The sequence below is a fragment of the Mycobacterium sp. FW102-FHT13B02 genome (genome assembly GCF_058790275.1).
In genome coordinates this window covers 41,857-59,187 of sequence record NZ_JBYTCM010000002.1, presented here as the reverse complement: position 1 = coordinate 59,187, position 17,331 = coordinate 41,857, and the positions used below count along the sequence as shown (strand labels likewise).

Genomic DNA, 17,331 nt, shown 5'->3' with positions numbered 1-17,331 from the left:
CCCCAACCAGATTGAGGCACGCTGAATGGCCCGTTTTGAACCACACCCCGCCCGCAGGCCCGCCATCGTGGCCGGCGCCTCCTCGGGCATCGGAGCCGCGACGGCGACCGCACTCGCCGCCCACGGCTTCCCGGTCGCCCTCGGCGCCCGCCGGGTGGAGAAGTGCCAGGAACTCGTCGACCAGATCAAAGCCGAAGGCGGAGAGGCGATTGCGCTGCCGCTCGACGTCACCGACACCGCGTCGGTCGAGAACTTCGTCGCCAAGGCCGCCGCGGTACTCGGCGACATCGAGGTCCTGGTCACGGGCGCCGGCGACACGAACTTCGGCCGGCTGCACGAGATGAGCACCGACGAGTTCGCCCAGCAGCTGCAGATTCACCTGGTCGGCGCCAACCGGATGGCCCGCGCCGTCCTCGATGGCATGGTGGAACGCCGGCGCGGCGACCTGATCTTCGTCGGGTCCGACGTCGCGCTGCGCCAGCGCCCGCACATGGGCGCCTACGGCGCCGCGAAGGCGGGTCTGGTCGCGATGGTGACCAACTTGCAGATGGAGCTCGAAGGCACCGGCGTGCGCGCCTCGGTGGTGCACCCCGGCCCGACCATGACGTCGATGGGCTGGAGCCTGCCGGCCGAGAAAATCGGTCCGGCCCTTGAAGATTGGGCCAAGTGGGGCCAGGCCCGGCACAGTTACTTCCTGCGCGCGGCCGACCTGGCCCGCGCCATCACCTTCGTCGCCGAGACCCCGCGCGGCGGATTCATCGCCAACATGGAACTTCAGCCCGAAGCACCGCTGGCCGAAGCCAAGGAACGCCAATCGCTCGCTCTCGGCGAAGAAGGGATGCCCGCGGACGCGAGGAGCAAAGAGGAGACCCGTCAATGACCATTACCAAAGAGGTACAACGGGTTTCCGGTGGCGCCGAGGAGCATGGCCACCTGGAGGAATTCCGCACCGATCCGATCGGACTGATGCAACGCGTCCGCGACGAGTGTGGCGATGTCGGCTGGTTCCAGCTCGCGGACAAGCAGGTGGTGCTGCTGACCGGGGCCGAAGCCAACGAGTTCTTCTTCCGCTCCAGTGACAGCGAACTCAACCAGGCCGAGGCCTATCCGTTCATGACCCCGATCTTCGGTGAGGGCGTGGTGTTCGATGCCGACCCCGAGCGTCGCGCCGAGATGCTGCACAACACCGCGCTCCGCGGCGAGCAGATGAAGGGTCATGCCGCCACCATCGAGCGCGAAGTCCGGCGGATGACCGAAAACTGGGGCGACTCCGGCGAAATCGACCTGCTGGAGTTCTTCTCCGAGCTCACCATCTATACCTCGACGGCCTGCCTGATCGGCCCCAAGTTCCGCAACCAGCTCGACTCGCGGTTCGCGAACTACTACCACCTACTCGAGCGCGGCACCGATCCACTGTGCTACGTCGACCCCTACCTGCCCATCGAGAGCTTCCGCATCCGCGACGAGGCCCGGGCCAACCTGGTGGACCTGGTGCAGGAGGTCATGAACGGCCGAATTGCCAATCCGCCCACCGACAAGAGCGACCGCGACCTGCTCGACGTCCTCGTCTCGATCAAGGACGAAGAGGGCAACCACCGCTTCAGCGCCAACGAAGTCACCGGCATGTTCATCTCGCTGATGTTCGCCGGGCACCACACCAGTTCGGGTACGTCGTCGTGGACGCTCATCGAACTGCTGCGCCACCCGGACTTCTACGCCCAGGTCCAGCAGGAGCTCGACGACCTCTACGCCGACGGCCAGGAGGTGAGTTTCCATGCGCTGCGCCAGATTCCGAATCTCGACAACGCGCTCAAGGAGACCCTGCGCCTGCACCCGCCGCTGATCATCCTGATGCGCGTGGCGCAGGACGAGTTCGAGGTCGCCGGGCACCCCATCCACAAGGGCCAGATGGTGGCCGCCTCCCCGGCGATCTCCAACCGGATTCCCGAGGATTTCCCGGACCCCGACGCCTTCAACCCCAACCGCTACGAGAAGCCGCGCCAGGAAGACCTCCTCAACCGGTGGACCTGGATTCCGTTCGGCGCCGGCAAGCACCGCTGCGTGGGAGCGGCCTTCGCGCAGATGCAGATCAAGGCGATCTTCTCGGTTCTCCTTCGCGAGTATGAGTTCGAGATGGCCCAGTCGCCGGAGAGTTATCAGAACGACCACTCGAAGATGGTCGTCCAACTGGCGCGGCCCGCCACCGTCCGCTACCGGAAGCGCGCCTGACATGGGCAGCTATCGCGTTGAAGTCGACCGCGACCTATGCCAGGGCCACGCCATGTGTGCCCTGGAAGCCCCGGACTACTTCAACGTCCCCAAGCGCGGCACCGTCGAGATTCTCGACGAGACGCCGCCCGACGAAGCGCGCGACGAGATCGAGCGCGCCGTCGCCGAGTGCCCTACCCAAGCCCTGTTCATTCGCGAAACCAGCTGAAAACAAAGGACAAGACAATGACGTCATTCCCCCGCGCACAACTCGAAGAGTGGGTCGAGCGGTGGCTGCAGGTCAACCGTGATGCCGAGGCAGCCGGTGACTGGAAGCCCATGGCCGACTTCTACACCGACGACGCCACCTACGGCTGGAACATCGGCCCCAAGGAGGACGTGATGTGCCTCGGTAAGTCCGAAATTCGCGACATCGCCCTGGGCTTGGAGATGGAGGGCCTCGAGGGCTGGAAGTACCCGTACCAGCGGGTCGTGATCGACGACAAACAGGGCGAGGTCGTCGGTTTCTGGAAGCAGATCGTGACTGATCCGGACGACGCGTCGGCCCCCGAACGGGAGATCTACGGCATCGGCGGCAGCTGGTTCCGGCTGGAGAACGTCGACGGTGAACCCAAGATCGCCTGGCAGCGCGACTTCTTCGACTTCGGCCACGTGCAGAAGCTCTATCTGGACCTGATGACCGCGGGCAAGTTGTCCAAGGGCATGCAGCAGCGCATCCAGCGCAGCCTGGCCGGCGAGCAGCTGCCGGGCTACTACCCGTTGGGCAAGGCCCCCGTCCCGATCTGGTGAAAACCGGCCAAGCAGTTGGTTGGGGGGTGGGGTGTGACGAACGTAACTATTCCCTCTAGTCTGACTGGAACAGGTTCTAGTGGAAGGCACGTGCAATGAAGACAAAAGGTGCTCTCATCTGGGAGTTCAACCAGCCGTGGTCGATCGAGGAGATCGAGATCGGCGACCCCGTCAAGGACGAGGTCAAGATCCAGATGGAAGCCTCGGGCATGTGCCACTCCGACCACCACCTGGTGACGGGTGACATCCCGATGGCCGGATTCCCGGTCCTCGGCGGCCACGAGGGCGCCGGCATCGTGGTCGAGGTCGGCCCGGGTGTGGACCATCTCGCTGTCGGCGACCACGTCGTACTGTCGTTCATCCCGTCGTGCGGTGAGTGTCCGTCGTGTCAGGCCGGCATGCGCAACCTGTGCGACCTGGGCATGTACCTGTTGACCGGCACCGCGGTTTCCGACGGCACCAATCGCGTGCACGCCGCCGACGGCACGCCCGTCATCCCGATGACACTGCTGGGCACGTTCAGCCCGTACATGGTGGTCCACAAGAGCTCTGTGGTGAAGATCGACCCGTCCATCCCGTTCGAGGTCGCCTGCCTGGTCGGTTGCGGCGTCACCACGGGCTACGGCTCAGCGGTCCGCAGCGGCGACGTGCGCCCCGGGGACGATGTCTGCATCGTCGGCGTCGGCGGTGTCGGCACCGGCGCGCTGCAGGGTGCGCTCAACGCCGGCGCCCGCAACGTGTTCGTCGTGGATCCTGTTGAGTTCAAGCGTGACAATGCCCTGAAGTTCGGCGCCACGCACGCCTACCCGGACATCTTCAGCGCCATGGCCGGCGTCGCCGAGGTCACCGAGGGTCGCATGGCCACCAAGACCATCGTCACCGTCGGTGAGCTGCACGGCGAGGACATCGACAACTACCTCAACATCACCAGCAAGGGCGGCACGTGCGTCGTGACGGCGGTCGCGAACATGGCCAGCCTGGACGTCAAGCTGAACCTGGCGATGCTGACGCTGATGCAGAAGCGCCTGCAGGGCACCATCTTCGGCGGCGGCAACCCGCACCACGACATCCCGTCGCTGCTGGCGATGTACAAGGCCGGCCGCCTCAACCTCGATGACATGGTCACCCGGCAGTACAAGCTGGAGCAGATCAACGAGGGCTACCAGGACATGCTGGAGGGCCGCAACATCCGCGGTGTCATCCGGTACACCGACGCCGACCGCTGAGCCCACTTCCGCCGAGTCGGCCTGGGGGGGCACCTCCCAGGCCGACTCGGCGTTGTTTGCAGGAGGAAAACGCTTGTCCGAGAATCCCGTTGTCACCGCGTCACAATCGTCGTGGCGCTGCGTCCAGAGCCACGACCGGGCGGGCTGGCTGGCACTGATGGCCGACGACATCGTCGTCGAGGACCCGATCGGCGAGGCCGTCACCAATCCGGACGGCACCGGCGTGAAGGGCAAGGAGGCGCTGGCCGCCTTCTATGACACCAACATCGGGCCCAACCAGTTGACGGTCACGTGCGAGGAGACGTTCCCGTCCAGCTCATCGGACGAGATCGCCTACATCCTGGTGCTGCGTACCGAGTTTCCGAACGGCTTCGTGGCCAGTGTCCGCGGTGTCTTCACCTACAAGGTCAACGGCGAGGGACTGATCACCAACCTGCGGGGCTACTGGAACCTCGAGGCCATGAAGTTCGAGCAGCCGGCCGATCAGGCCAACTGATTGTCGACGTAGAACCGGGCCGCTCGGCGAATGGCGTTCACCGTCGGCTCCGGTTCCCAGCCCAGCTCCCGCCGCGCCTTGCTGTTGTCCGCCGGCGACGTCAGGTGCAGCAGCCGCGTGATCGTCAGCAGCGGCGGTATCTTGCCCGGGCGCACCGCGCGGAGCGGCAGCGAGGCATAGGCACCCGCGTACATCACGGCCTTCGGGACACCGAATCGTGGTGGCCGCACGCCGGTTTCGTCGGCAGCGGTTGCCAGGATGGTGCGCAACGGGAGGTAGCTCTCTGAAATGATGTACCGCTGCCCGACGCGGCCGTGCTCGGCCGCCAACAGCAGCGCACGGGCGGCGTCCTCGATACCGACTACTTCCGCAGCCGCATCGGCGGCGTAGAACGGCATCCGGCCGGCCGCGGCGCGCGCCACGATCTCACCGTGCGGCGTCGGCTGCCAATCCCGCGGACCGTAGGTGTTCGACACACACATCGCCACGGCGGGCAATCCTCGTCCGGTCACCGCGTCCAGCACGAGTTGTTCTGCGGCACGGCGCGATCGGACGTAGTCGCCACCCTTGTCCGCCCAGTTGAACGGGGTGTCCTCGGTGACCACAGACCCGTCGCCGCTCACGGCGATGGTGCAGATGGTGCTGACGAAGACGAACTTGTCGAGGTCGGCAGCGACGGCGATATCGAGCACCTGGCGCAGGCCGTCGACATTGGTCCGGAACAACGGCGCCGGGTCCGGCAGCATGGCCCGGGCGTCGACGACGCAGTAGAAGACGACGTCCCGGCCGGCCATCGCGACTCGTACCGCCGCGTCGTCGAAGATGTCTCCGTAGCACGGCTCGACGTCCAGATCGTCGATGCCCTTTGTCGAGCTGCTCTCTCGCAGCAGGACCCGGACGTCGTCGCCGCGCTCGACAAGCTGACGCGTCACATGCGAGCCGAGGAAGCCACTGGCCCCCATGACCAGCGACCTGCGCGGCGTCATCAGGCCCGCGGCCCGACCGGCCGGCCGAGCAGGCGGTCCGACTGCGACCACCACGGCGCGGCATCGGACTCACCGACCCCGGTGATGTCGTTGGCCGCCACGAAGTACTCGTGCACCCGTGCCGGGTCGACGTCCGGAGCGCGTTTTCCCCACTTGACCGACAGGAAACCGCTGTCCCCCATCGACTTCCGATGCAGCACATACGGTGACATGGACCGCGCGCCGCGTCCGACGGTGACGCCACCGAACGTCCACGCGATGTACGGCAGCACGCGTCGCCAGTAGACCTGACTGAATTGCCCGCGTTCGCGCAAGATGTTCGTGCCCGGCATCACGCCCGGATCGAAGTACGCCGCGGACATGCCGGCCGGCACCAGCCGCCCGGCGGCGCGCGCGAGGTAGAACAATCCGAGTTTGGTGCGCGCGTATGCCTGGACACCGTCATCGCTGGGCAGGCACTGCTCGGCGAGCGGCTTCCATTCCGCCGTCTTCACCCGCGCCAGGCGCTGGAACAGCGTCTGGCGGATGGTCGGTGAGCCGACGATCATGATGCGCGCCTGCTCATCGAGCTGCGGACTGATGCGCGCCAGCAGCGCATGCGGGCCGAAAAGGTTGGTGGCGACGGTCAATTCGATGCCGTCGACGCTGAGCTCCCGGGCGTCGTTGCGCAGGACCGCGGCATTGAGCACGACGGTGCTCAGCGGCGGGATGACGCCGTCCGCGACGAGGCGCGCGATCTCTCCCGCGGCGCGACGCACGCTCTCCTGACTGCCCTGATCACACACCACGATGTGGGTCGTGCCACCGGCCGCGCGGTCGCCGAGTAGGGCCTTGAGTTCCTCGCCACGCTTGGCGTTGCGCACGGGCAGCACGCAGTGCCAACCCGGCGTTCCCACGACCCGTCGCGCCAATCCGAGCCCCAGCCCGGAGGTGGCACCGGTCAGCAGCAGACTTCGTGTGGCCATCTGAGCTATCACCTGACTTCCTCCGGAACCGTCGAATTGTCGGACGTTGCAGCCTCATTCAGGCCGATCCGGGCATGCAGCCGGGCCAGCGGCGCCGGCGCCCACCAGTTCGCCTTGCCCAACAACACCATGACGGCCGGCAGCAGGACGGTGCGGATCACGAGGGCGTCCACCAGGATCGCGACCGCCAGGCCGAAGCCGAAGATGCGCAGGAACGACACCTGGGATGCGACCAAACCGGCGAACGTGATCGCCATGACGAGCGCCGCGGCGGTGACGATCCGGCCGGTGCCGGCCAGGCCACGGGCCACCGACTCGCGGCCGGCCGCATCGGATTTGTCCGAGGCGAGCCAGAATTCGCGGATGCGAGCGATGATGAACACCTCGTAGTCCATCGAGAGCCCGAAGGCGACGCAGAACATCAGCACCGGCATGGTCGAAACCAGCGTGCCCACCACCGTGGTATCGAGGCCGCTGAGGTGACCCTCCTGGAAGATCCACACCAGCGCGCCGAACGTCGCGGTCAGCGACAGTGCGTTGAGCACCAGAGCTTTCAGCGGGATGATCACGCTGCCGCTCAACAGGAACAGCAGCACGAACATCACGACGGCGATCAGCCCGAGCATGGTCGGCACCCGGCCGGCGATGGCCTCGACGCCGTCGCGGTTGGACTGTGCGGCTCCCGTGAACAACGGCGTCATCCCGGCCGGCGGCGGCACGGCGTGCAACCGGTCCAGCGCTTCGTCGGACGCCGCGCTGAATGGCAGCGTCGTGGTCGTCACCGTAAGGAAGCTGGCGTCGGTACCGGTGCCGGCCTCCCGGCCGGCAGGACCGACAGCCCGTCCCCCCGCATAGGTGGCACCGGGACCGGCCGCGGCCACCACGGTCGGCACCTTGGAAAGCTCGGCCGCATAGGCGTCGATGGCGGCGTTGTCGTGAACAGCGGTATCGCGAGTGCCATTGCCGTGCAGCAGAACGATGTGCACGGGCAGGCCGGCATCCTGTGTGAAGTCACTGCGCATGTGGTCGCCAACCTGACGAGCCGACGAGGTGGTCGGCAGAATGCGGTCATCGGGGAAGCCGAATTTGATGTTCAGGAAGGGCAGCCCGACGATGACGAGCGGGATCAGGGTCACCGCGGTGGCGAACCTGGGCCGACACATCACGGCGTGAGTCCAGGTGTACCAACGTGATTCGGTCAATGCGCCGCGCTGGCCCGGCTTACCGATCCGCTTGCCGGCGACCCGGATGGCGGCCGGTGTGATGACCAATGCCGCGAGGGCGGCCATGGCCACCACCGACACCGCGCCGTACGCGAAGGACCGCAGGAAGTACATCGGGAAGACCGCCATGGTCGCCAGACACAGCGCGACAGTCGCCGCCGAGAACACCACGGTGCGACCGGCCGTGCGCATGGTGCGGCGCAACGCTTCGTCGGGGTGGGAGCCGTCGCCGATCTCCTCGCGGTACCGGCTCACCAGTAGCAGCGAGTAGTCGATCGCCAGCGCCAGCCCCAGCGCCACGGCGAGGTTGAGCGCGAACACCGAGACGTCGACGAACTCGGCCAGAACTCGAAGGATCGCAACGGAACCCGAGATCGCGAAGGCACCGACTGCCACTGGCACCAAGGCCGCGACCACCCCGCCGAAGACCCACACCAGGACCAGGAATGTCAGCGGCAGCACGATGGCCTCACTGAGGGTCAGGTCGTGCCGGCTCTGCTCGTTGACCGCCGAGTACACGGCACCAGGACCGCCTGCCGAGATCGTGAGGCCCGGATCCCGCTCGCCGACATAGCGTTCCACCAACTTGGTCGATGACGCGATGCCGGCGGTCTCGTTGCCGTCCATGAAGGCGATGACCAAGGCCGAGCGCCCGTCCCTGCTCACCAGGCCGGCCGCGACGGGGTCGGGCGCTTCGAACGGAGACAGCACCCGGGCGACGTGCCCGGTGCTGCGCAGCTCGGTGACCAACCGGTCCACGGCGGCCCGCACCGGCGTGGCGGTCACCGACACCCCCGGGTCCCTGGCCTGCACCAGCAGGTTGAGGTTCACGAAGCCGCGGTGGAACTCTTCGGTGAGTACCTTGTTGGCGCGGTTCGACTGGGCACCCGGGTCGGTGTATCCACCGGCGCCGAGCAGGTCTGCGACCGGGGCGGACAGCACCCCGAACAGCGACATCAACACGACGGTGGCGAGGAGAATCCGCTTGGGTGCGGCGATTACGGCGCGCGAGATCAGATCGAGCATCGCCCGAGTCACGCAGCCGGAGGGAAGACGTTGAGGACGACGGCGGCGCCCAGACCGCCCGCGCTCACGATGGCACCGGCACCGACACCACCGCCGCGGCGCTGCAGTTCGTTGATCAGGGTGCCGGCAACGCGGGTACCCGAGGCACCGTAGGGGTGACCGAGCGCCAGGCCGCCGCCGTGCACGTTCAGCCGGTCCCGGCCGATGTTCAGTGAGCGTTCGTAGGCGATGCCGATCGAGGCGTAGGAGTCGTGGACGTCGTACAGGTCGACGGCCTCGGTGCTGATGCCGGCGCCGTCGAGGGCACGGCGCGTGGCAGTGATCGCGGCGTCGGTCGCGCGCTCCGGCTCGGAGCCGACGACCGACCAGCCGACGATCTCGGCCAACGGGGTCAGGCCGTGAAGCGCCGCAAAGTCCGGGTCGCAGATCATCATGGCGGCGGCGCCGTCGGTCAGGCCCGTCTGGTTGCCCGGCGTCACCGTGCAGTCCTCGCCGAGGAACGACGTCAGTGCGGACAGGTTGGTCATGTTGAATTCGCGGCACGGCAGCTCGTCGGCGAAAACGTCTGTGCCGTCAACGGTTACGGCAACCTTCTCGGCGTCCAGGAGGCCGCCGTCGATGGCGTCCGAGGCCAGGGTGTGTGCCCTGGCCGACCACTCGTCGACCTCTTCACGGGTCAGGCCGAACTGCCGCGCGGTGCCTTCGCCGAGCGTGCGAGCCAGGTCGAGCGCCGGCATTTCCCCGATACCGGGATGCATCGGGGCGATCTGGGTGTCGGTGATGCCGGTGGCCGCGAAGTGCGGACCGGCCAGCGGCGACGCCGAAGGCGTATTGAGACCACCGGCGATGACGCACTTGCCCATGCCCGCCTTGATGGTCGCGACCGCTTGGTGCATCGCCATCATCCCCGACGCACACCAGCCGCCGACCGCGACGGCGGGCGTATCGAGCGGCAGCCCCATGTCCAGGGCCGAGTACCGGGCGATACAGCCGCCGCCCTGCAGCACCTCACCGAGCACGATGTTGTCGATCAACTCGGGGTCGACGCCAGAACGGTTGATCACCTCGCCGATCACGGTGCTCGCGAGGTCGAACTCAGAAACGTTGGCCAGCCCACCTATCAGCGAACGCGTGAACGGGGTTCGCGCATACGCAACGACTACAGGATTGGTCAAGGTTCTTGCCCTCCTCGGCAACGTCGTCCACGTGCGGCACCTCGCAATCCGCGGACTGCTCGAAACTGTCGTATGCGCGCGGACCTAACGGCATGGCTGCTCTTCGTCGTGCTGATCTAAGCGACTAACGGCAATAGTTTGTAGCACGCAATTCACACGCGGTCTATATTCCAACGGCGTAAATATCCACGTCAGCAGCGTTAATTATGAATTTAGCGAACTAGTTAGAACTTGTTCCAATAATCGCTTATGGCAAGTGTTGATGTAACCGCCGTCACAACCGGAACCGCATTGCCGCGCAACCGATAACAGCGTTTCAAGCAAGGGCGATCCCGGTCGCCGATCAACTCGCGGACCGCACAGTCACTTCGCCGCTACCCGCCACTGTGGCAAACCTTCAGCGGCAATCACAGCAAACGATGGGCTCGACAGCGTCCGGTAGAACATGTTCTAGTAGCGGCATGCTCGACTTCAGCACCGACACTCTCAGCCCAGAGGAAGCCGAACGCCTCCGTTCCACATTCGAGCCGCTGACCCAATCCGTCCGCGAATTGATGGACGCGACCGCCCGTAGCGACGCCGGTGCCGACGCCTTCGCGGCCGCGAAGGCCGAAATCGATTCGGCCACCGCACGTTTGCGCTCCAAGCAATTGGAGACAACCTGGGGCCTGCGCTTCACCACCGAAGGCGAATGGCTACCGTGGACCAATGCCGTTGTGGGGCTGCGTAACCCGGTCGCGCCACCGCTGACCGTCGTCCTCGAGGCGACGGACTACGTCTGGTCCGAATTCTCTCTCGGCGCGGCCTACGAGGGCCCGCCCAACCACGCGCACGGCGGCGTGTGCGCCATGATCCTCGACCACGTGCTGGGTGAAGTCTCGTCGAACGACGGCACCACCCGGTTCACCGGCACCATCAACGTCAAGTACCTGCGCCCCACGCCGCTGGGCAAGCTGCGGGCCGAGGCCCGCATCGTGCGCACCGAGGGCTTCAAGGCCTACGGCGTCGCCCACATCGCCGACGACCAGGGCATCACCGTCGAGGCCGAGGGCGTGTTCATCCAGCCGAAGTGGGCCCGCGGCTAGCATGGCCCGGTCCATCGGCACCGACGCCGCCAAGGATTGGCTCGGCGCGCACATCTGCGACCAGACCGGCCGGACGGTCCTGATCACCGGCGCCAACGGTGGTCTGGGCGCCGCCACCGCGCGGCACCTGGCCGCCGCTGGGGCCCAGGTGATCCTGGCGTGCCGCCGTCCGACACAGGCCGAGGCCCTGGCCGCCGAAATTGGTCCTGCCGCACAGACTCTGCATCTCGACCTGGCGGACCTGGACTCCGTGAGGTCCGCGGCGGCCGCATGCGGCACCGTCGACACCGTCATCGCGCTGGCCGGGGTATGCCATGTGCCCTACGGCCTGACCGCCGACGGTTTCGAATTACACACCGGCATCAATCATCTCGGGCATTTCGCGTTGGTCGGCCGGCTGCTGGACCGGATCACCGACCGGGTCGTGGTGGTCACCAGTCGCGCACACGAGTTCGTCGGCCGGCCGGGCTTCGGCAGGCTCGCGCCCGCCGATCCTGGCTGGCGCACCCGCAGGTACTCGGCGTTCGACGGGTACTGCCAGGCCAAACTCGCCAACTTGTTGTTCGCGGGTGAGCTGCAGCGCCGCCTCGCCGCCACCGGAAGCACGCTGAAAGCAGTCTCCGCACAACCTGGTTGGGCCGACACCGACGCGGGCATGCACTCCGGTCGCAAGTGGGGTGACGTCTCGTGGCGCGCCTCATGCCGGGCCATCGGCCAGCCTGCCGATGTCGCGGCCCTGTCGATCGCCTATGCCGCCGCGGCGGACGACGTGGTCGGCGGCGACTACTACGGGCCCGACAGATTCTTCGGAATGCGTGGCCTGCCGGCGCCGGCGAAGGCCGCACGCGCGGCGACCGACCAGGCCCTGATGACCGCGAATTGGGTTGCCGCCGAACACCACACTGGTGTCCGGTACGGCATCTGACCACGAAATCCGACGAGGGAGCCGACAGTGTCAACCGACGCACCGGATGTCGGCCGGCTGCCGCCGGCCCCCGATACCCCGCTGAGCCTGCGCGAACGCATCGCCGCAATCCAGTCGGCGCACAGCGGATGTGAGGTGTTCCGCGACGCCGGGGGCCCGGTCACCACCATCCGGATCGCACCGAGGTGGATGATGCCGCCGATCGTCGCTGTCACCTCACCGCAGGGCGCCCGCGATGTCCTCACCGCGACCTTTCCCACCGTCGACCGCGACTTCCCGTTCATGACCGAACAGCAGAAGCTCAACGGCGGCTCGCTGCTGAACTTCAGCCACAAGGAGTGGGTCGGGCGTCGTCGCATGCTGCAGCCGGTATTCACCACCGCGCGCATCGCCGAACTGGGCGAGCAGATGTACGACATCGCCGCCGATGCCGCGGCGTCCTGGCGCGACGGCGCCGAGATCGACCTCGACCAGGAAAGCCGGCGGATCACCATGCGAGTGCTCGGCCGCACCATCTTGGGATTCGAACCCGGTTCCTACACAGACGAATTGGTCGAACCGCTGCGCCGGATCAGCAAGTACATCGCCGACCGGGGCCGTGCCCCGGTGAAACTGCCGACCTGGGTGCCGACCAGGGAACGCCGCTTCGCGGTCAAGTTCAACAAGGTCGCGCACGACCTCGCCGCGCAGATCCTCCAGGACTGCCGCACCGATCCGCAGCTGAGCGCTCCCCTCGTCCGCGCCATGATGGACGCCCGGGACCCGGAGACCTCAGAACCGTTGACGGACGAGGAAATCTGCCACGAACTCGTCATCTTCCTGGCCTCCGGCTTGGAGACCACCGCAACGACGCTCGCCTACGCGCTGTGGGCGCTGGGCCGTCATCCCGAGATCTTCGACCGGGTCGCGGCCGAGGTGTCCGCAGTCGACGAGGCGGCGCTGCGGACCAACCCGCGCAGCCACCTGCCCTATACCGTGAGCGTCATCCAGGAGGCCCTGCGACTCGGCGGCCCGACACCCGCAGTGATGCGAATCGCCCGGCAGGACATGGCCGTCGACGGCTTCCGGGTGGAAGCGGGCAGCATGCTCCTCGTCGGCGTCTACGCCATGCATCGCGATCCGGGGTTGTGGGATCGCCCCCTGGAATTCGATCCGGACCGGTTCAGCTCAAGCCGTTCGCGTATGCAATGGCAGTTCCTGCCGTTCGGCGGCGGACCGCGCTCGTGCATCGGCGAGTTCTTCGCTCTCACCGCGGCGACCCTGGAGCTGGCGTCCGTTGTCCGTCACTGCCGGCTGACGTCACGCGAATCGACGTTCCCCATCACCGCGCCGCTCACCATAGTGCCGGACGGGCCCATCCCGGCCCTGGTCCAAACCGTCACCTCCTAGAAAGACCGCCGTGCCACGACGAGCCCCGGTCCCTGCCGCCGACCTGGACCTGGAAACCCTGACGCTGCACCAGGACGGCCGCGTCCTCACCGCGCGGTTCGACGACCCGCCCAACCAGTTCCTGTCGTTGCGGCTGGTCAAGGACATGGACCGGCTGACGCGCGCCGCAGACCAGGACCCGTCGATCGGCGCGGTGATCCTGACCGGGACCGGCGACAAGTTCATCTCGCACTCCGAGCCCGAACAGGTGCAGCTGTTCTTTCAGATGGCGACGCCACCGCTGCCGTCGCGCGCCGTGACCTGGTCCATCAAGCTCAACAACGCCGCCATGCGGGTACCGGCGCTGCTCAAGGCAACCGAGACCCGCGGCGGCGACTGGGGCACCGGCATCGTCTACAGCGCCGTCCTCAAGCGGACCATCACCCGAATGAACCGCTCGGGCGTCGTCTACCTCGCCGCCATCAATGGCACAGCGCTGGGCGGCGGATTCGAGCTCGCGCTGTTCTGCGACTTGCGCATCGCGGCCGATGCCGACCACGTCCGGATCGGCCTGATCGAGATTCTCGCCGGCCTGGTGCCGGGAGGCGGTGGCAGCCAACGACTTCCGGCCATGCTCGGCATGTCCGCCGCGCTCGAACACATGTTGGAAGGCCGCCCGCTGACCGCGCGCGAAGCACTCGAGGCGGGCGCCGTGCACCGGCTCGTAGCCGCCGACGGGCTGCTCGACGACGTGCGGGCCACCGCACAGCGACTGTCCCGCCGCTCCCCTTACGCCATCGCGGCGGTCAAGCGCGCCGTGTACTTCGGCGGTAATCGATCCCTGTCCGGTGCCCTCGACTTCGAGCTCGCGGGATTCATCGGGACCGGCCGGAATCCACGAAAACACTTGACGGCCGACGCTTTTCAGCAGGACTACGAAACCATCGGCGACAGCCCCTTCGCCACGCACATCGATCCCTGGCTATCGGGCACCCGCGTCGAGCAATAGGCTGGACTCATGCCGTCCGTCTTCAGCATGATCATCAACCGCGACCTGCCGGGCCGATTCGTCTACGAGGACGACGACGTCGTCGCGTTCCTGACCATCGAGCCCATGACCCAGGGCCACACACTCGTCGTGCCCCGGGCCGAGGTGGACAACTGGCAGGACGTGGACCCCGAGCTGTGGAACAAGGTCATGGCGGTGTCGCAAAAGATCGGCCGCGCGGTGTGCCAGGCCTTCGACACCGAGCGGGCCGGCATGATCATCGCCGGGCTCGAGGTGCCGCACCTGCACGTGCACGTGTTCCCGGCCCGTAACCTGTCCGACTTCGGGTTCGCGAACGTCGACCGCAACCCGTCACCGGAATCACTCGACGAGGCTCAGGCCAAGATCATCGCCGCCCTCGGCACCGCCGGCTGAGCCGGCCAATTCGGCAGAGTCGGCCGCGCCGTCGATGCGCGGCAGGCGCACCGTGAACCGGCAGCCCTGCCCCGGCGCGGTGGTCACCGTGACGACGCCGCCATGCGCCCGCACCAGCGAGTCGACGATCGACAGCCCCAGGCCCGTGCCGCCGCTGGACCGGGTGCGGGACGAGTCCGTGCGGTAGAAGCGCTCGAAGATGCGCTGCGCGTCCTCGGCCGACAGGCCCGGACCCTGATCGCAGACCTCCAGCACGGCATCGCTGCCCGCGGTGCCGACGCGCACCGTGATGCCCCCGGACTCCGGAGTGTGCTGCACCGCGTTCATCACCAGATTGCCCAGCACCTGGCGCAGCCGCGCTTCATCACCCATGACTTCCGGGGTGCCGGGACCGTCCAGCACTTCCAGCGACACCGCCCGCCGCGGCGCGATGGATCGCGCGTCATGCACCGCGTCGGTGGCCAGGATCAGCAGGTCGACGGGGCGCTGCTCCAGCGGTCGCTGCTGGTCCAGCCGGGCCAGCAGCAGCAGGTCCTCGACCAGCAGGCCCATGCGGCGCGCCTCGCTCTCGATGCGGCTCATCAGCATCTCGACGTCGCTGGCGGCGCCCTGCCGGTACAACTCGGCGAATCCGCGAATGGTGGTCAGCGGTGTCCGCAACTCATGACTCGCGTCGGTGATGAAGCGCCGCATCCGTTCCTCGGACGTGCGCGCCTTCTCCGCCGACTGTTCCGACGACGCGACCGCGTTCTGAATCTGCGCGAGCATGCCGTTGAGCGCCAACGACAATCGGCCCACCTCAGTGCGTGAGTCCCGTTCCGGAACACGACGGTCGAGCTGGCCGGCCGCAATGTCGGCGGCTGTGCGCTCGACCTCGTCGAGGGGCCGCAGGCTGCGGTGGACGGCCACATAGCCGGCGATACCCAGGATCAGCAGCACCGCGGCCCCGATGCCGACCTGCGACCACGCCAGCGCGCGCACCGTCGATGCCACGTCGGAAAGGTCGATCGCCACCGTCGTCAGTTCGCCGTCCGGGCCGCGCACCGTCATGGCGCGCCATTTCACGTCGGAGTGCTGGATCGAGCCGACCGTTGTCGGCACGGGGCCGACGTCGTTGCTGTCCGGCAGCGCGGGCTGGGCGTCGTTGTCATTGACGGCGATCCACACCCGGCCGTCGGGGTCGATGCCGCGGACGTAGAAGTTCGACGGCGGCCGCGCCGGGTTCGGGCCTTCGATGGGCGCGGCCGGTATGCGCCGCGGCTCCTGCGCCCAGCTGCGGGACGCGTCCAGCAGGGTCTCGTCGACGCGGTTGATCAGGCTGTGCTGCATGATCGACGTGACGGCGACGCCGGAGGCCAGCAGACCGCAGGCCGCCAGCAGCACGGTCGCGGCGACCAGCCCCACGCGCAGGGGAATGCCGCGGGTACCGTGGCCCGTCCCGTCGCTTCGCTCGCCCTGAGGGCCCGTCCCGTCGCTTCGCTCGCCCAGCCGGCCTCTCATCACTCCATTGTTGGTGATGTCCCGCCAAAAATAGTGGCTCAGCGCAGTCTGTTCTTCGCGCGAGCGCTCATCAGCGCCATCACCGCGGCTCGCGCAGGACGTAACCGACACCACGCAACGTGTGCAACAGACGCTTCTCGCCGGTGTCGATCTTGCGGCGGAGGTACGACACGTACGACTCGACGACGTTCACGTCACCGCCGAAGTCGTAGCGCCACACGTGGTCGAGGATCTTCGGCTTCGAGAGCACCGTGCCGGCGTTGATGATGAAGTAGCGCAGCAGGGTGAACTCGGTGGGCGACAGCGAAACGGGCTCGCCGGCCTTCCACACCTCGTGGGTGTCCTCGTCGAGTTCGATGTCGGCGAACGTCAGGCGGGCGCTGCGCGGTTCTTCGACGCCGCGGCCCGTGCGGCGCAGGATCACCCGCAGCCGCGCCACGACCTCTTCGAGGCTGAACGGCTTGGTGACGTAGTCGTCACCACCGAGCGTGAGGCCGGCGACCTTGTCCTGCAGGCTGTCGCGGGCGGTGAGGAAGAGGGCGGGCGCGTCTATGCCGTCGGCGCGCATCCGGCGCAGGACGCCGAAGCCGTCCATGCCGGGCATCATGACGTCGAGGATCACCGCATCGGGCTTTACCTCGCGCGCCTTGTCGAGCGCCGCCGGGCCGTTGGAGGCCGAATGGACCTCGAAGCCCTGGAACTTCAGACTGACGGAAAGTAGCTCGACAATATTGGTCTCGTCGTCGACTACCAGGATGCGTGCTTCGGGCGTCGCCTCGGGAACTGCAGCCATGGCCATGGAGCCATGGTCCTCGCGGCCCTTAAATCCTCCCTGCCCAGTAGCTGTGAAGATACTGTGAGTCACACAGGCATTTGCCAGGCCCCTCGCACCTCACGCCCACCAGGTGTGACCGG

The 17,331-nt window shown here is 67.2% G+C and carries 17 protein-coding genes; 11 read left to right on the top strand and 6 right to left on the bottom strand.

Annotation, left to right across the window (positions count from 1 at the left end):
- Window positions 1-25: 25 nt before the first annotated feature.
- The 6 genes from AC3WTE_RS03100 (at window position 26) to AC3WTE_RS03075 (ending at window position 4,740) form a co-directional block, all read left to right on the top strand.
- Window positions 26-880: an SDR family oxidoreductase gene (locus AC3WTE_RS03100; protein WP_492435576.1), complete on the top strand. Its 855-nt coding sequence runs from the start codon at window positions 26-28 to the stop codon at window positions 878-880.
- Entirely contained in the window at window positions 877-2,229 is a 1,353-nt protein-coding gene (locus AC3WTE_RS03095) for a cytochrome P450 (protein WP_492435574.1), read from the top strand. Before AC3WTE_RS03100 ends, AC3WTE_RS03095 begins: the two co-directional genes overlap by 4 nt.
- A gap of 1 nt (window position 2,230) precedes the next feature.
- Window positions 2,231-2,437: a ferredoxin gene (locus tag AC3WTE_RS03090; RefSeq protein WP_492435573.1), complete on the top strand. Its 207-nt coding sequence runs from the start codon at window positions 2,231-2,233 to the stop codon at window positions 2,435-2,437.
- A 17-nt stretch (window positions 2,438-2,454) separates the two neighbouring features.
- Window positions 2,455-3,018 (top strand): nuclear transport factor 2-like protein, encoded by a 564-nt coding sequence (locus AC3WTE_RS03085; RefSeq protein WP_492435571.1) that lies wholly within the window; start codon window positions 2,455-2,457, stop codon window positions 3,016-3,018.
- 95 nt (window positions 3,019-3,113) lie between these two features.
- On the top strand, window positions 3,114-4,244 hold the full coding sequence (locus AC3WTE_RS03080) for an NDMA-dependent alcohol dehydrogenase (RefSeq protein ID WP_492435569.1): 1,131 nt from the start codon (window positions 3,114-3,116) through the stop codon (window positions 4,242-4,244).
- Between the two features lie 73 nt (window positions 4,245-4,317).
- The gene (locus AC3WTE_RS03075; protein WP_492435567.1) at window positions 4,318-4,740 is read left to right on the top strand and encodes a nuclear transport factor 2 family protein; all 423 of its coding nucleotides are present in this window, start codon (window positions 4,318-4,320) and stop codon (window positions 4,738-4,740) included.
- Here the strand turns inward: AC3WTE_RS03075 and AC3WTE_RS03070 are convergent.
- The 4 genes from AC3WTE_RS03070 to AC3WTE_RS03055 are packed head-to-tail and all read right to left on the bottom strand — an operon-like array spanning window position 4,728 to window position 10,115.
- Entirely contained in the window at window positions 4,728-5,726 is a 999-nt protein-coding gene (locus AC3WTE_RS03070) for an NAD-dependent epimerase/dehydratase family protein (protein WP_492436260.1), read from the bottom strand. The genes AC3WTE_RS03075 and AC3WTE_RS03070 overlap by 13 nt on opposite strands.
- Window positions 5,726-6,691: an SDR family NAD(P)-dependent oxidoreductase gene (locus AC3WTE_RS03065; protein ID WP_492435565.1), complete on the bottom strand. Its 966-nt coding sequence runs from the start codon at window positions 6,689-6,691 to the stop codon at window positions 5,726-5,728. Before AC3WTE_RS03065 ends, AC3WTE_RS03070 begins: the two co-directional genes overlap by 1 nt.
- A gap of 8 nt (window positions 6,692-6,699) precedes the next feature.
- Window positions 6,700-8,940, bottom strand: a complete 2,241-nt coding sequence (locus AC3WTE_RS03060) for an MMPL family transporter (RefSeq protein WP_492436258.1) — start codon at window positions 8,938-8,940, stop codon at window positions 6,700-6,702.
- A gap of 8 nt (window positions 8,941-8,948) precedes the next feature.
- Window positions 8,949-10,115 carry a thiolase family protein gene (locus AC3WTE_RS03055; RefSeq protein ID WP_492435563.1) on the bottom strand — a complete coding sequence of 389 codons (1,167 nt, stop codon included), beginning with the start codon at window positions 10,113-10,115 and terminating at the stop codon, window positions 8,949-8,951.
- Between the two features lie 461 nt (window positions 10,116-10,576).
- Here AC3WTE_RS03055 and AC3WTE_RS03050 point away from each other — a divergent pair, with 461 nt between their 5' ends.
- From AC3WTE_RS03050 to AC3WTE_RS03030, 5 genes are read left to right on the top strand one after another with little or no spacing between them, the layout of a single operon-like run.
- Window positions 10,577-11,200, top strand: coding sequence for a PaaI family thioesterase (locus tag AC3WTE_RS03050; protein WP_492435561.1), 624 nt, complete (start codon window positions 10,577-10,579; stop codon window positions 11,198-11,200).
- A gap of 1 nt (window position 11,201) precedes the next feature.
- Window positions 11,202-12,125 (top strand): SDR family NAD(P)-dependent oxidoreductase, encoded by a 924-nt coding sequence (locus AC3WTE_RS03045; protein ID WP_492435559.1) that lies wholly within the window; start codon window positions 11,202-11,204, stop codon window positions 12,123-12,125.
- A 27-nt stretch (window positions 12,126-12,152) separates the two neighbouring features.
- A complete protein-coding gene (locus AC3WTE_RS03040; RefSeq protein ID WP_492435557.1) occupies window positions 12,153-13,514 on the top strand; it encodes a cytochrome P450 in 1,362 nt (453 codons plus the stop codon).
- 10 nt (window positions 13,515-13,524) lie between these two features.
- Window positions 13,525-14,502 (top strand): enoyl-CoA hydratase/isomerase family protein, encoded by a 978-nt coding sequence (locus AC3WTE_RS03035; RefSeq protein WP_492435556.1) that lies wholly within the window; start codon window positions 13,525-13,527, stop codon window positions 14,500-14,502.
- A gap of 9 nt (window positions 14,503-14,511) precedes the next feature.
- The gene (locus AC3WTE_RS03030) at window positions 14,512-14,916 is read left to right on the top strand and encodes an HIT family protein (RefSeq protein WP_492435554.1); all 405 of its coding nucleotides are present in this window, start codon (window positions 14,512-14,514) and stop codon (window positions 14,914-14,916) included.
- Here the strand turns inward: AC3WTE_RS03030 and AC3WTE_RS03025 are convergent.
- Together AC3WTE_RS03025 and AC3WTE_RS03020 are read right to left on the bottom strand one after the other, a co-directional pair.
- The gene (locus tag AC3WTE_RS03025) at window positions 14,863-16,416 is read right to left on the bottom strand and encodes a sensor histidine kinase (RefSeq protein WP_492435553.1); all 1,554 of its coding nucleotides are present in this window, start codon (window positions 16,414-16,416) and stop codon (window positions 14,863-14,865) included. The genes AC3WTE_RS03030 and AC3WTE_RS03025 overlap by 54 nt on opposite strands.
- Window positions 16,417-16,495: 79 nt before the next feature.
- A complete protein-coding gene (locus AC3WTE_RS03020; protein WP_020098732.1) occupies window positions 16,496-17,215 on the bottom strand; it encodes a response regulator transcription factor in 720 nt (239 codons plus the stop codon).
- Window positions 17,216-17,331 lie beyond the last annotated feature (116 nt).

Excerpts from the sequence above, each read along its gene's own strand:
- AC3WTE_RS03100 (WP_492435576.1), top strand. The coding sequence starts at position 26 with ATGGCCCGTTTTGAACCACACCCCGCCCGCAGGCCCGCCATCGTGGCC.
- AC3WTE_RS03095 (WP_492435574.1), top strand. The coding sequence starts at position 877 with ATGACCATTACCAAAGAGGTACAACGGGTTTCCGGTGGCGCCGAGGAG.
- AC3WTE_RS03090 (WP_492435573.1), top strand. The coding sequence starts at position 2,231 with ATGGGCAGCTATCGCGTTGAAGTCGACCGCGACCTATGCCAGGGCCAC.
- AC3WTE_RS03085 (WP_492435571.1), top strand. The coding sequence starts at position 2,455 with ATGACGTCATTCCCCCGCGCACAACTCGAAGAGTGGGTCGAGCGGTGG.
- AC3WTE_RS03080 (WP_492435569.1), top strand. The coding sequence starts at position 3,114 with ATGAAGACAAAAGGTGCTCTCATCTGGGAGTTCAACCAGCCGTGGTCG.
- AC3WTE_RS03070 (WP_492436260.1), bottom strand. The coding sequence starts at position 5,726 with ATGACGCCGCGCAGGTCGCTGGTCATGGGGGCCAGTGGCTTCCTCGGC.
- AC3WTE_RS03065 (WP_492435565.1), bottom strand. The coding sequence starts at position 6,691 with ATGGCCACACGAAGTCTGCTGCTGACCGGTGCCACCTCCGGGCTGGGG.
- AC3WTE_RS03060 (WP_492436258.1), bottom strand. The coding sequence starts at position 8,940 with ATGCTCGATCTGATCTCGCGCGCCGTAATCGCCGCACCCAAGCGGATT.
- AC3WTE_RS03050 (WP_492435561.1), top strand. The coding sequence starts at position 10,577 with ATGCTCGACTTCAGCACCGACACTCTCAGCCCAGAGGAAGCCGAACGC.
- AC3WTE_RS03045 (WP_492435559.1), top strand. The coding sequence starts at position 11,202 with ATGGCCCGGTCCATCGGCACCGACGCCGCCAAGGATTGGCTCGGCGCG.
- AC3WTE_RS03030 (WP_492435554.1), top strand. The coding sequence starts at position 14,512 with ATGCCGTCCGTCTTCAGCATGATCATCAACCGCGACCTGCCGGGCCGA.
- AC3WTE_RS03025 (WP_492435553.1), bottom strand. The coding sequence starts at position 16,416 with ATGAGAGGCCGGCTGGGCGAGCGAAGCGACGGGACGGGCCCTCAGGGC.
- AC3WTE_RS03020 (WP_020098732.1), bottom strand. The coding sequence starts at position 17,215 with ATGGCCATGGCTGCAGTTCCCGAGGCGACGCCCGAAGCACGCATCCTG.